This is a genomic window from Selenomonadales bacterium (genome assembly GCA_017442105.1).
In the GTDB taxonomy this organism is placed as follows: domain Bacteria; phylum Bacillota; class Negativicutes; order RGIG982; family RGIG982; genus RGIG982.
In genome coordinates, this window is the sequence record JAFSAX010000025.1 from 1 (window position 1) to 14,386 (window position 14,386).

Sequence of the window (14,386 nt, forward strand, 5' to 3'; positions counted from 1 at the left end):
AACCGAGTCGGGCGAGAAACGTATCGGTGAACCGATCGACAAAGTTCGTTCGATCGAATTTCAACATGTCTGGTTCGCTTATGAAGGTGAGAACTGGGTCATTCGCGATGTTTCTTTCCGTATCGGTGAAGGCGAGTTCTGGGGGATCGCAGGCAAGAGCGGTGCAGGAAAATGGACGATCATTCACTTGCTTTTGGGATTCTATCAACCGACACGAGGATGTATTTTGTTGAATAACAGACCTCTAAGTGAATATGATATCGAATCGGTTCGTCGTGCGATAGGATTGGTATTCCAAGAAATCCACCTGTTCAAAGGAACAGTATCCGATAATATCGCGCTGTTCCGTTCAATGGAAGATAGGCAGATCATACATGCGGCACAGATAGCAGGGATCGCAGAGATGATAGACAGACTTCCGCGCGGATATCAGACGGATATCGGATACGACGGATTGACGCTGTCATCAGGAGAACGCCAATTACTCTCGATGGCACGTGTATTGGCGAGCGATGCCGATATGCTCATTCTTGATGAAGCGACATCAAATATAGATAGTCTGGCAGAACATCGACTGCAATGCGCCTTGGAAAGTGCGGCAGAAGAACGTACTGTGCTTGTGATAGCACACCGCTTGTCAACGATTCGTGAGGCCGACGGTATCCTGGTGATGGAACAAGGCGAAATACGCGAACGAGGTACGCATGAGGAATTGATGGCGAAACAGGGGATCTATTATAAATTATGTCAAATCGGGTAGAGAAAATTTTAGAAATAAAGTAGACTAGCAACGTATTCTATGATATAATAAAATCAATAATGATGGGGAGGATGACTTTGAATGACAGCAAAAAAAGATCGATTGGATAAAGGCGCTATCGTACAGCGTGATATGACTACATATGCAGTTGCACCGCATATTCCGGGCGGCATTATTCTTGACAGCAACGTATTGCGTAAATTAGCAGACGTAGCAGACAAGTATGGTGCTCAGGCACTCAAGATCACAACAGCACAGCGCATCGCGATCGTTGGCTTGAAAGAAGAAGATTTGGACGATGTGTGGAAAGACTTGGATATGAGCCCGGGTCATGCACTTGGTTCTTGCGTGCGCAGTGTACGTATCTGCCCGGCAACGACATTCTGCAAACGTGCTAAACAAGATGCCGTCAGTCTTGGTCTTGAGATCGATAAATTGTATCACGGTATGCCATTGCCGTCCAAGTTCAAAATTGCCGTATCGGGTTGCCAGAATTCTTGTTCCGAACCTGCTTGCAAAGACCTCGGCATCATGGGAACGCCGAAAGGGTATACGGTTATGATCGGCGGTAACGCAGGCGTAGTTCCGCGTTTGGCAGACAAAATTGCAGCTGACTTGACGCACGATGAAGTATTGGCACTTGTTGCTAAGATCGTTGAGTATTACAAAGCAACGGCTAAGCCGCATGAGCGTTTGGGTCGTATGATCGATCGTGTCGGTCTTGATGAAGTGAAAAAAGCAATTCTCGGAGAATGAAGAATACAGACTGCCTTTTCGGGGGCAGTCTTTTCTTTTTTTAAATAATAATGTACACAATAAGAAGAACGATTTACGAATGATGTATTTTCCGTTACAATAGAAGAAGATTCATTTTCGGAATAATCGAAGAAAGAAGGATGCAAAGATGATTATTGATGTATGTTTTGTTCCTGCAGAATATGATGCAGAAAAATATAGAGGATATACGGCTGTTGTTATCGATGTGTTTCGTGCAACGACTACGATGGCGGCGGCATTCACGAACGGTTGTGCAGGTATTATTCCTGTCAAGACAGTCGAAGAAGCCTTTGCCAAACGTGAAGAACTAGGGAGTGATGTCATCCTTGCAGGCGAGCGCGGTGGTGTGTTGATCGATGGCTTCGATCTCGGGAACTCTCCGTTTGAATATACGAAAGAAGCGATCGGTGGGAAGACGCTCGTGATGACGACGACGAATGGCACGTTTGCGCTCAATACGGTGCTTGCGGCACCATGTATCTATACCGTATCGCTGGCAAGCTGTGCGGCTGTCTGCCGTGCGCTTCGCGAAGACGGTCGCGATGTCGTTATCGTATGTGCGGGAACGGAACGCAGATTTTCTGTGGAAGATACGCTTTGTGCAGGCTTGATAGCAGATAGATTGTCTGATATTGCAACACTTTGTGATAAAGCGAGCGCGGCACAGGCAATGTATCAAGGATATCGTGCGCTGGATTTTGAAGCGCGTGTTACAGCTTCGTCGCATGGTCAGTACTTGGTGGTACGTGGATTTGAAAATGATGTGGCGCACTGCTTGCTCCATGATATCTATGATGTAGCTCCGATCTATCGAGATGGAATTATCACAGTAACGAAATAACGATTCATATTCGGTGTGCTTCCTCATACACATCAAAAAGGAGGCGAGTGCACGGTATGAAGTATGTACGAGTAATCGGCAGATTGAGAAACAGAACCATCATTTTATGTATAATGATGGTTCTTTGTATAGGTATGGGGGCTTTTGCATATCAGTCGGACATGATGGTATCGACAGATACGCAAAAGCCAAGCGGAGAAGTCAGTATTCGGATACTGATAGACGAGAAAACGCTGCTTTTATTCTCTGACGGGCAGGTATGGAAGCGGTACCCGATCGCTATCGGAAAATCGTCGACACCGTCACCGATCGGAGAATGGCATATCGTCTGGAAGGATGTCAACTGGGGAACAGGTTTCGGTACACGCTGGATGGGACTTGATGTACCGTGGGGAACATTCGGTATCCATGGCACGAACAAACCATGGTCGATCGGAGAATCGGCAAGTCATGGCTGCATACGAATGCAAAATAATGATGTAGAAGAGCTGTTTGAATGGGTGCCGATCGGTACGAGTGTGAAGATAGAAGGTCGTACATCTCTCGGACAAACGCGATTACAGTATCCGATGGCAGGGCAAGCTGTCGTTGCCTTGCAGCTAAGATTACGTGAAATGGGCTATTTGAGCGGGCGAGCTGACGGCAGATACGGCAAAGGATTGGAGGAAACTGTTAAGGCGCTGCAACGACAATGGAGTCTTCCCGAAACGGGAATTGCAGATGAGAGTTTATTAAGACGGATACAAGAGGCATCGTCAAGGGAGTGATTTGACAGCGCGTTCCGGGCTATGATAAAATAAAGCAAATTTAAAACAGATGTGGTGAATTTCGTTGAAAAAATTACACTTGATCGTCCTTTCTTGCTTGGCAGTCTTTTTGTGCGGGATATTCTCGCCGATGACGACTATTGATGGGATGGTATATGCGAAAAGCAATAACGAAAAAATCAAGATCAGCGTTTTAAAACGTGGCGACAAAAGCATTTATGTCAAAAAAGTACAACATCTGCTTGCTGTCAAAGGATATTATTTTGATGTAGAAGACGGTGTCTTCGGAAAAAATACAGAAGATGCTGTTCGTGATTTTCAGCGCGATCAAAAGTTAAAAGTCAGCGGTATCGTTAACAGCAAAACGCTGGAAAAATTGCAATCTACGACGTTGGCACCTCGTAAGGTAAAAAAGGAACTGAAAGTAAATGTTTCGGCATATTCGTCCCAAGATCCGAATTGTTCTAAATATACATCGACAGGTCAGCTTCTTCGAAAAGGGATCGTTGCTGTCGATCCGAAAGAGATCCCGCTCGGTACGAAATTGTATATACCCGGATATGGTTATGGCGTTGCGGCTGATATCGGTAGTGCGATCAAAGGTAAAAAAATAGATGTGGCATTCGATACACGAAAAGAAGCATTGAAATTCGGACGTCGCGATATTGTCATACAGATTTTAGAATAACAGGCAATATTGCCTGTTATTTTTCATGGAAGGGAGCAACATAGATGGAAGAACTTTTTATTCCGTCGCATGGCAGACAGCTGGCGGCGGCAGTGCATATCCCGACAGGCAATGCGAAACCATATGTATTCGTCATGTGTCATGGATTCCGTGGTTCAAAAGACGGTGGTGGTAAGGCTGTTCGCATGGCAGAGCTGGCTGCTGAGGCAGGTTATACGACTGTTCGATTTGATTTTACGCCACTTATGCCGCTTACGGTGCAGGTAGAAGAACTTTGCGATGTGCTGGCATATGTGCGTTCGCGATTCAGTATGCCGGTGATCGGTATGGGGAGAAGTATGGGCGGCTCGGCACTTGCTGTTTGTGCGCAAAATGAGAAAGATATCGTCGGATGTTGTTTCTGGGCGATGCCAAACAGTTTGACGGTAACGATAAAACGTGCGCTCGGTGACTATTATGATGAATTGATGACGAACGGGCGCATAGAAGTGCGTGATATGTACGGCGATATGGTCTTGGAGAGATCGTTTTGGGATGACTTGGTGTCGTATGATATGAACGCTGTTTTGCATGCGATACCGAATGTACCTGCTATCTTTATTCATGGCAGCCAAGACGATATCGTGCTTATAGAAGAAGGCAAAGCGAATTATGAGATATATGGCGGAGAAAAAGAGTGGTATGCCGTAGACGGAGCAGACCATCATATTGCACTTCGAATAGAAGAAACGCAAGCGAAATTGCTTGACTGGATCACGAAGCACTTCCCCGCATAATCGAAAAAAAAGAGCACATACTAGGAAAAAATCTGTAAAGGATGGTATGTGTGAATTTTTCTGCTGATATGGTATCGCTTCTGTTAGCACTTCTATCGGGTGTGTTGATGGCTGTACAAGGTGCTATGAACGGTGCGCTCGGAAAAGCGATCGGGACGTGGGAAACAACATTTATCGTACATTTGCTGGGCCTTATCGTGCTCAGTATCTTGTTGTTTGGATTTTCGCTCGGACGATTGTCATGGGAAGAGATGCAGACTGCGCCGTGGTATGTCTATCTCGGCGGTATTGTAGGTGTATTTATCATCTATCTTGTTGCTGTCAGTATTCCCAAGATCGGTGCGGCGAATGCAACGACTGCCATCATTATCGGACAAGTCGGTATGGCCGTTTTGATAGACCATCTCGGCTTATTCGGATTGTCGTCGGAACCATTCGGTTGGAAACAGGGGATCGGGATAGCGTTTTTGGCAATCGGAGCAAAACTTTTACTTCGCGGAATGTGAATTTAATTGTTTTCAAAGAAAACTATGTTACAATAAGCTTATCAAACGATTTCAAAGTAAATGAGGTTAGATATTATGAAAAAAACGATTGCAATGATGATAACAAGTGTCCTGCTTTGCGGTGGAAGTGTTTTCGCGCAAGCAGTAATCGATAATAAAATTGAAGAAGCTCCCGCAGTAGTGACGGAAGCGGCAGAAGTACAAGCTGTTGAACAAGCAGCTGTAACAGGAAAAACTTTGCCTGCTGTGCTGCCGACTTCTATCGAGGATGTTCAGCCGACCGAAGCGGTCGAAGAACAACGTGTCGTGCGCTTGCTCTCGACTGTCGGTGTGATCGATGAGATCAACGATAACCATTTTGTCATCAAAGGCAATGACGATCAGATGACGGTAGAACTTAATATCAATGATGATACGTACTTATTGAACGGTGTAACGGGCGAGATCTTGACATGGGATATGCTCTCCACAGGTGATGATGTAACGGCATATTACAGCCCTGCCTTAACGCGCAGTATTCCGCCGCAAGGACAGGCGATCGCACTTGTTATCGGCAAAGAAACAAGACGCGGTATATTCGTTAATGTACAACGTGTCATCAGCGAAGACTCTCTCGGGCTTACGTTCCTCAACCAGAATGAAGATATGGAGATATTGATCCCGACGGATGATCGCGGGCAGATCCCCAATATCAAAGCAGGTATGAATCTCCTTGTATGGGGCGATACGATGACGATGTCGATTCCTGCCAAAATGACGGCTACGAGAAGCCAGGTGCTTCCCGATACCTTTGATATGCGCCTTGACAAAGAAGCAGGCAAGGTCTGGATCCATGGGAAAGAAGCAGGCAATATCGTTATAAAAGACGATACAACATTCCTCTCTCTTCGTGATGCGGCCGAAGCACTCGGTTATAAGACCGAATGGCATGACAGTGGTGTCATCGTTGTATCGAGAGGTGCGGAATACTATGCCATGCAGATCGGAAGCAAAGATTACAGCAAACAAAAAATGAGAGTACAGCTCCATGATGTTCCACAGATGATCGACGGTATCACGTATGTACCGGTGACCGTATTCAGTCAGCTTCTCGGACTTCGTATCGCTGATTTCTCTTATTGATATGATATCTGATTGAGAAAGAAGGCGATAAGATTGAAAAAAATAATTGCATCTTTATCGCTTGGGATCGTTATCTGCTTGGGTAACCAGATCGGTGAAGCAAATGTGTTGCAGAATGGTCTGATAGACCATTCGTTTGCAATCGGTAATGTTTCGGTGGAGAGATCGTCGCTTGCGTTCAAATATGAATTGCCCAATCTGCCGCCCAAACCGAATGTCAATGGGCGCAAACGTATCGAGGTCAAAGAAGAAACCGATACGAAAGAATTGAGCAAAGTGAAGTCGACCGCGGATGAAAAGAAAGAAAAAAACAAGTCGACCTCTAAAAAGAAAAAAGAGAAGAAAGCGAAAAACAAGAAACAAGAGAAGCCCAAAAAGCAAACGAAAAGTGATAAATATGAAAAAGATGCCAGCACATCCAAAACAAATATTGATAAACGAAAAGCAGCGTTAAAACAATCGGGCATATCGAAGCAGGAACAAAAAGAAAACGAGATCATCATGAACTATCAGATGCAGAAAGTTGCAGTCGAATTGGCGCGCAGAAAGCTATCGCTTGCTCAAGATGCTTCTCCGACAGAAAAAGTGAAATTGAAGAATCGTCTGGCTGAAGAAGAGGTAAAACTAAAACCTCTTAGCAAGCAATTTGATTCGCTGGAATTGACGCTTCGAGAAGAAAATGTGCCGAAAGAGCGAAAAAATATCATCAAGATCGCAAAAAGTTATATCGGTACACCGTATATTCTCGGTGGCAGTGGCGGACGACTGGAAACGGATTGCGGACAGTTCACGAAAGATGTGATGGCAGAGTGCGGTAAACGATTGCGGTATCGCACGGCAGACGGACAATATCTCGAATATCAAAAAGAAAAACGTATATTTACCGATAAGGATAAATTAAAACCGGGCGACTTGGTGTTCTATCATACGACCGACGCATGGCCGCCAAGTAATGATCCTGCTGTTGCAGGAGGTGGCAGATACGCATACAAAGGTGTAACGCATGTCGGCATTTACCAAGGAGACGGACGTGTTATCCATGCGAGTTCCGGTCGTGGTCGCGTGATCGAGAATGCGATGATGGACTTTGCTGAGATCGTCGGATTTGGAAAATCGTTATAATGAATAAGACCGCTCGATAAGAGCGGTCTTTGTAATAGGTAAGGAGAATTGTGATGCAAAAAGAAAATGTGAAAAAAGCGATAGAAGCAGTAGAGCTTCTTTGTGGAAAATGTCCAGTCTGTACACCTGATTGTCCTGTGGCAATATCGCTTCGTGCGCTCAAAGGTTTGTATTATGATCTGGAGCAGATGGGTGAGTAAAAAATATAGATATTATAGAATCGTCGGTCTCCAAGCATAGAATTTTAATAAACAGCTTGCTTTTTTCTGATACTTATGATATATTAATAAAGTAGCATATGGGATTATAGCTCAGTTGGTTAGAGCGCTTCGTTGACATCGAAGAGGTCTGCGGTTCGAGTCCGCCTAATCCCACCACTTTAAACGTAACGACCAATCAATTTGATTGGTCGTTTTTATTTCCAAATATAAATGGTGTTATGAGTATATAGGGTAGAGAGGCATAGTTGATGGTCGGCAATGATTTGAATTTGATGTTTTATATCAGTTTGTGTGTGACACTTCTTGTTGTGATTGGTGCGGGCATATACGCTGCGCGTATGGTAAAGTCTGCGGAGGATTACAGTGTAGGCGGTCATCGAGCAAGCTGTGCTATCGTAACGGGTGCGCTTATTGGAACGTTGATAGGAGGGTCGGCGACGATCGGGACGGCACAACTGGCATTCTGTGTCGGGATATCAGCATGGTGGTTTACGCTGGGGCTTGGTGTCGGTCTTATTGTGTTAGCACTTTTTTATACGGCACCGCTTAGAAAACAGAAGATGGTGACGATCGCGCAATTTCTCGTCGGACATTTTGGTGAGAGGGCGGGGCTTATCACGAGTATATCGTCTTCAATTGGGATATTTTTCAGTATTGTGGCGAGTTTTTTGGCATCGGTGCATCTGCTCTCAATAGTATTTCAGCTGCCTATCATACCGAGTATCTTATTGACGGCATTTATCATTCTCGGAGCCGTCTGGGGCGGCGGTATCAACGGAGCTGGTCTTGTCGGTATTTTAAAAACGGTATTGGTCTATGGTACGCTGTCGGTCGGTGGTTACGGGGCATATATGATGCTTGGCGGTATCGACGGTATGTGTGAATTGTTTCCTATCATGCCGTGGCTTCGAATGGATGGTATCGGCACGTGGAAGGCTATCGGTGATTTGATCGCGCTTGTGGTAGGGATATTGACAACGCAGACGTATATCCAGGCGATATATTCGGCGCGTACGACGACTGTTGCGGTCAGCAGTGCATTGACTGCGGCAGCGATCGTCATTCCGATAGGTCTGCCTGCTGTTTGTATCGGTATGTTTATGCGTGTCTATCACCCCGATATCCTGCCTGTTAATGCGTTGCCTCTTTATTTCATGGAATATCTTCCGTCGTGGCTCGGCGGTGCAGCTATCATGGGATTGTTGTTATCGTCTATTGGTTCTTCTTCAGGACTGGCACTCGGTGTTGGTACGATGCTTTCGCGCGACATCTTCAGTCGATTCGTCAGCCGTCTTAGCAGCCAAAGACTTCTTGCGATGAATCGTCTTTGCGTATTGGGTGTGACCGTTGCCGCGTCAGTTGTGACGTACATTTATTATGATGCACTCGTGCTTGCGCTCAATCTTTATTCGATGGCTTTTCGTGCCTCGGCAATCATTGTGCCGATGACGTTGGCTGTGTTCTGTGCGAGAAGATTGACACCTTCCGAAGCAGTCGTTGTGATGCTTGGCGGTCTGATGCCTGCGCTTGGTTCGGCGGTACTTGGTGTTAGTGTCAGTCCGATCCTGTTTGGCATTGCAGGCAGCAGTATAGCAGCGTTCGGTGTGATGATGAGAAAACGAAGTTAATGTAATAAGGAGCATGATGAAAGAGTACAGATTATCTGTACTCTTTTTCTGTTTATACATACCGCATAGCTTATCGGAAACGGAAAATACTAAGAAAGCATAGTGACACATAGAATGTAAAATTCGCAAGGGGATTCGCGGTAGGCAATATGAGGAGGTATAGGGATGCTGCATGGCGTTATTGATATTGGTTCGAATACGATTCGATTATCGGTGTATCAAGTGGAGAACGATAAGATAAAGCGTTTGCTTCATAAAAAAGAATCTGTCGGTCTTGCATCGTATATCAAGGACGGTGTATTGAGTGCAAGAGGCATTGATAAGGCGTGCGCTGTGCTTCGTGCGTATAAGGAGATATTGGAGAATTTCTCGATTACAGAGCTTCATGTGTTAGGGACAGCATCTCTGCGCAACATTTATAATACAGTAGAGGCTGTTGAAGCGATACGATGTTGCACAGGTCTGGTCGTAGATGTGATATCCGGCAGAAAAGAGGCGATATTTGATTTTGTGGGGGCGACACAATCGGTCGGTCTGACAGATGGTCTGCTCATTGATGTCGGCGGTGGGAGCAGTGAGTTTGTCGTGTATCGAGAGAAGAAGATCGAAGAAGTCGGCAGTATACCGATCGGCGCGCTGAATCTTTATACAGAATATGTGAAAGGGTTGTTCCCGACAGATAAGGAGAAAAAAGCGATCAGAGAGCGTGTGATGACGGAGTTGGCTCGGTATCCTTCCATACAAGGTACGTATCCTGTTATCTGTGGTGTGGGCGGTACGATCAGGGCGATCCTCTGTTTGACAAATGAATACATGGGCAGGGAAGAAAAGTGTACAGAGATGTCGGTGAGGGATTTAAAACAGGCTGTCAAACAACTTGACGGAAACGATAAAAAACGGCTCGATATGATTATGGAAGTTGCACCTGACAGAGTGAGAACGATGATGACGGGCATTATTTTGTGGGAAACTTTGCTCAAGGTATTTGGTGCAAAGACAGTCCTTGTTAGTGCAAGCGGTGTGCGAGAAGGATACTTATACTGCAAAGTCGTGGAGGCGTGGGATGATGTGTAAAAAAAATGAGCCATGCTATCTGCAAAACAGAGAACTGTCTTGGCTGATGTTCGATCGTCGTGTATTGGAAGAAGCAGAGGATGAAAGTGTTCCGCTCTTGGAACGACTGAGATTTATTTCGATATTCACGAGCAATCTGGACGAATTTTTTATGGTGCGCGTGGGCAGTTTGGGTGACTTATCATTGCTCAAGAAGGAGCCGATCGACAATAAGACGAGTATGACGGTGCAGGAACAGCTCAAGGCTATCTGCAAGCGAATGGCATCACTTTATCAAGCGAAAGATCGTGTCTATGGAGAGGTAGAGATGCTGCTTCGTCGATATGGTATCGCCAACTTATCTATGAGAGAGCTGACGGAAGGTGAGAAAGTATATGTCAAGAGATATTTTGATAAGATGATTCGTCCGCTTCTTTCGCCGCAGATCATTGATCTCCACCATCCGTTTCCGCATATTGCGAATAAAGTCCCACACATTGCAGTCAGATTAAAACGCAGCAAGAAAGAATATTTTGGCATGATACCGATGGTATCTTCGCTTCCGCGTGTGATAAGAGTATCAGAAACGGAAATGAGATATCTGCTGCTTGAAAATATATTAGTGCAGTATGCCGATATGGTGTTTGAGGGGTTTTCCGTCATAGAACGAGCTGTCTTTTGTGTTACGCGCAGTGCCGACTTAAATCTTGATGATGATGTTCTCGATGCAGATCGTACGTTTTTGACATATATGAAACGGATTCTCAAAAAACGACCAAGACTTCGGGCGGTGCGATTGGAAGTAGATAGAAGGTTATCTGACGAATTGCTTGGCGGGCTGATCAGACGATTGCGGTTGAAGAAAGAGCGTGTATGGATCGGTCGGTCGCCTCTTGAGATGAGTTATGTGGCGCGTGTTATCGACATGGTCGAGCATGGGGTGAAAAAAGAATTGACATATCCTGTGTTCGTTCCACAATATCCCGATTTTTATGTGCCTAAGGAATCTATCATTCGTGCGATAGAAAAACGAGATAGGCTGCTTTTTTATCCGTATCATACATTTGATATATTTACTGAATTATTGCGAGAAGCGGCGTGTGATGATGATGTGATATCCATCAAGATCACTGTCTATCGACTGGCGGAACGGGATTCTAAGCTCACAACATATCTGATCGGTGCGGCCGAAGCAGGCAAAGATGTGACTGTTTTGATGGAGCTTAAAGCAAGGTTCGATGAGCAGAACAATATTGATTGGGCGGAGCGGCTGGAAGCGGCAGGCTGTCGCGTGCTGTACGGTGTAGAGGGGGTCAAGGTGCATGCCAAGATATGCTTGATAGGTCGGCGCTGCCAAGGTAGTTTGCAATATATTACGCAGGTCGGAACGGGCAATTATAATGAAAAAACGGCAAGAATGTATACTGATATTTCTTTACTTACAACAGACATAGAGATCGGAAAAGAGGCGGCACTTTTCTTTCAGAACATGGGTGTAGGAAATTTGAACGGTCATTATGCGCATATGCTTGTGGCACCTCGAGAATTGCGAGAACGGTTATTAGCATATATTGATCGAGAGATCATTCGTGCACGCAGTGGTATGGGTGGAAGAATTATCTTCAAGATGAATGCGTTGACAGATAAAGTCATCATTGATAAGTTGTGTGAAGCATCGTCGGCAGGCGTTCGCATCGACCTTATTGTACGTGGTATCTGTTGTCTTTTACCGCAGGTGCGTGGTAAGACGGACAATATCACGGTACGAAGCATCGTGGGCAGATTTCTGGAACATTCGCGCATCTATTTGTTTGGTAAAGGCGAGGAAACAGAGATATATCTATCGTCTGCAGACTTGATGACGCGCAATACCGAGCGACGTGTGGAGATCGCATGCCCTGTTAGGGATACAAGCGCCAAAGAGCAGATCATAGAGATGCTGACTTGTCAGCTTGCCGATACTGTCAAGGCGCGTATTCTGCAAGCTGACGGCACGTATAAAAGAGCTGCGAGCGGGCGGGAGTATATTGATTGTCAAACGATATTTATGCAGCAGGCGGTTAAAGAGAATAAAGAAAGAGTTCAGGCGGAAACTGATGGAGAGAAACGTGGTTTTTGGCGATATATTCGGGCGAAATTGAAATAAACTTGATAAATATGATACAAAACATCGTTAAAAGTAAGATGCAAACAGGAATTTGGCCGGATTTGTCAAACTAATAAGGATACAATAAAAAACTGGTGGTGTTTTTGTGCAAGAAGTAAATAAATTGATAGAAGATATGATCGCCACTATCCATTGTGATATGTCGGTTGAAACATTAGAGATCACGCGAGATGCTCTTGTTGAAGGCAGAACTTGCGAACATAGAGTAGACCTGTATTGGAAATTTAAATCGCATGATATCGTATATCAGGCATTGATCGATGCATCGCATTATAATGAAGAAAAAATCACAAAAAAAATGCTTTTCCAAGCATTTTCCTCTGCCAATGATATCAATGGTCAGGTCGTCGGTGTCGTTTTGACAAAACCGATCATGGATCCGGCGGTTAAAGAGCTTGCGGAAAAATCGCGTATCGTATTGTGCGAAGTCGGTGAAGGCATCGCTCAGCAGGTCGTAGAACCGATCGTAAAACGCATGAACATCAATTTTGATCGTGAATGGATCAAAGCTGAAAAAGAACGTCTCGGTATTGGCGACAAACAGATCAACTTTAAAGGTAATCCGAAATATCTGTTCATCTATGATGAAGAAGAAAATTGCATCGACTCTCTTGAAGGTGTCGTAGAATCGATCTTGCGTGACAAAGCCAAAAGCGGTTATTTGGACGAAGAAGATATCGATCATTTGTTCGGTGCGCCGACATATCTCAAGATCGACGACGAATATTTCCCGAAAGTTAAGATTCTCGGTCTTGTTGTAACGGCTGAGATCAAAAAATCGGCACTTGTCGGAACAGAAGATATTGTTGAAAACATCAAAGTACAGGTCATGAAACAATTTTTGCAGTAATTCTGCCTTGACATAATAAGATGCGTTCACTATAATAAAGAAGAATTATATAGATAAAGGTATTGCGAAGGACATGATGTCAGTCACCACTCGCCTCAGAGAATAACGCCATTGGCTGGAAGCGTTTGCGATGCGATTGAGATTACCGCCTTCAAGACTGCTCACCGAACCAGTAGTAGGCTGAGACGGCTATTCGTCGTTACAGAATGAAAAGTAGGACTCCCTGTCAATCAGAGTGGAACCGCGGGCCATGTGCTCGTCTCTGGATCGATCGGGAGTTTTTGTTTGCAAACAGAGAAAATTGGAGGAAAAGATTATGGCAACGATTGATATTACATTAAAAGACGGTGCTGTTCGTCAGGCAGAAGCAGGCATTACGCCGATCGCTTTTGCAAAACAGCTCAGCAACAGCTTGGCAAAACAAGTTCTTGGTGCAAAAGTAAACGGAGAAATGGTTGATCTCAACCAACCGCTTACTGAAAATGCAACACTCGAATTCGTAACGTTCGAAGATGCAGACGGCAAACATGCACTTCGTCACAGTGCATCGCACATTCTCGCACAGGCGGTACTCCGTCTTTATCCGAATGCAAAACTCGCGATCGGTCCTGCTATTGAAAACGGCTTCTATTATGACTTTGATATGGAAAAACCGTTCACGCCTGATGACTTGAGCAAAATCCAAGCAGAAATGAACAAGATCGTCAAAGAAAATCTTGCGATCGAACGCAAAGAAGTATCGCGTGAAGAAGCACTCCGTTTCTTCGAAGAAAAAGGCGAGATCTACAAAGTAGAACTTATCCAAGACCTTCCCGAAGATGCTGTCATCTCTATGTACACGCAGGGCGAATTCACCGATCTTTGCGCAGGCCCGCACGTTCTTACAACGGGCAAAGTAAAAGCGATCCAGCTTCAGAGCATCGCAGGTGCTTACTGGCGCGGCAATGAAAAAAATAAAATGCTCCAGCGTATCTACGGTACGGCATTCGAGAAAAAAGCCGACCTTGATGCTTATCTTACGCTCCTTGAAGAAGCGGCAAAACGCGACCACCGCAAACTCGGTAAAGAACTTGACCTTTTCAGCATCCAAGAAGAAGGCCCGGGCTTC

General features: G+C 45.0%; 15 protein-coding genes and 1 tRNA gene. All 16 read left to right on the forward strand.

Going from position 1 to position 14,386, the window contains the following annotated elements; genetic code table 11:
• Positions 1 to 760 (forward strand): ATP-binding cassette domain-containing protein (locus IJN28_00960; GenBank protein MBQ6712341.1); only part of this gene is annotated, 760 nt, incomplete at its 5' end.
• Positions 761 to 841: 81 nt separating this feature from the next.
• Positions 842 to 1,516, forward strand: a complete 675-nt coding sequence (locus IJN28_00965) for an NAD(P)/FAD-dependent oxidoreductase (protein ID MBQ6712342.1) — start codon at positions 842 to 844, stop codon at positions 1,514 to 1,516.
• Positions 1,517 to 1,664: 148 nt separating this feature from the next.
• Complete coding sequence (locus tag IJN28_00970; GenBank protein MBQ6712343.1) at positions 1,665 to 2,378, forward strand: 2-phosphosulfolactate phosphatase; 714 nt, start codon at positions 1,665 to 1,667, stop codon at positions 2,376 to 2,378.
• A gap of 164 nt (positions 2,379 to 2,542) precedes the next feature.
• Positions 2,543 to 3,145: a L,D-transpeptidase family protein gene (locus IJN28_00975; protein ID MBQ6712344.1), complete on the forward strand. Its 603-nt coding sequence runs from the start codon at positions 2,543 to 2,545 to the stop codon at positions 3,143 to 3,145.
• A gap of 64 nt (positions 3,146 to 3,209) precedes the next feature.
• A complete protein-coding gene (locus tag IJN28_00980) occupies positions 3,210 to 3,833 on the forward strand; it encodes a peptidoglycan-binding protein (GenBank protein ID MBQ6712345.1) in 624 nt (207 codons plus the stop codon).
• 44 nt (positions 3,834 to 3,877) lie between these two features.
• A complete protein-coding gene (locus IJN28_00985) occupies positions 3,878 to 4,609 on the forward strand; it encodes a hypothetical protein (protein ID MBQ6712346.1) in 732 nt (243 codons plus the stop codon).
• A 50-nt stretch (positions 4,610 to 4,659) separates the two neighbouring features.
• Positions 4,660 to 5,115 carry a DMT family transporter gene (locus tag IJN28_00990; protein ID MBQ6712347.1) on the forward strand — a complete coding sequence of 152 codons (456 nt, stop codon included), beginning with the start codon at positions 4,660 to 4,662 and terminating at the stop codon, positions 5,113 to 5,115.
• A gap of 75 nt (positions 5,116 to 5,190) precedes the next feature.
• A complete protein-coding gene (locus IJN28_00995) occupies positions 5,191 to 6,237 on the forward strand; it encodes a copper amine oxidase N-terminal domain-containing protein (protein ID MBQ6712348.1) in 1,047 nt (348 codons plus the stop codon).
• A 33-nt stretch (positions 6,238 to 6,270) separates the two neighbouring features.
• Positions 6,271 to 7,359: a C40 family peptidase gene (locus tag IJN28_01000; GenBank protein ID MBQ6712349.1), complete on the forward strand. Its 1,089-nt coding sequence runs from the start codon at positions 6,271 to 6,273 to the stop codon at positions 7,357 to 7,359.
• Between the two features lie 53 nt (positions 7,360 to 7,412).
• Positions 7,413 to 7,559 (forward strand): hypothetical protein, encoded by a 147-nt coding sequence (locus IJN28_01005; GenBank protein ID MBQ6712350.1) that lies wholly within the window; start codon positions 7,413 to 7,415, stop codon positions 7,557 to 7,559.
• A 100-nt stretch (positions 7,560 to 7,659) separates the two neighbouring features.
• Positions 7,660 to 7,736 (forward strand) — tRNA-Val (locus tag IJN28_01010).
• 92 nt (positions 7,737 to 7,828) lie between these two features.
• Positions 7,829 to 9,208, forward strand: coding sequence for a sodium:solute symporter family protein (locus tag IJN28_01015; protein MBQ6712351.1), 1,380 nt, complete (start codon positions 7,829 to 7,831; stop codon positions 9,206 to 9,208).
• A 165-nt stretch (positions 9,209 to 9,373) separates the two neighbouring features.
• Positions 9,374 to 10,282, forward strand: coding sequence for a phosphatase (locus IJN28_01020; GenBank protein ID MBQ6712352.1), 909 nt, complete (start codon positions 9,374 to 9,376; stop codon positions 10,280 to 10,282).
• Positions 10,272 to 12,407, forward strand: a complete 2,136-nt coding sequence (gene ppk1 / locus IJN28_01025) for a polyphosphate kinase 1 (protein ID MBQ6712353.1) — start codon at positions 10,272 to 10,274, stop codon at positions 12,405 to 12,407. Before IJN28_01020 ends, ppk1 begins: the two co-directional genes overlap by 11 nt.
• 106 nt (positions 12,408 to 12,513) lie before the next feature.
• A complete protein-coding gene (locus IJN28_01030; GenBank protein MBQ6712354.1) occupies positions 12,514 to 13,278 on the forward strand; it encodes a hypothetical protein in 765 nt (254 codons plus the stop codon).
• 316 nt (positions 13,279 to 13,594) lie between these two features.
• A partial coding sequence (locus IJN28_01035; protein ID MBQ6712355.1) for a TGS domain-containing protein occupies positions 13,595 to 14,386 on the forward strand: 792 nt, incomplete at its 3' end.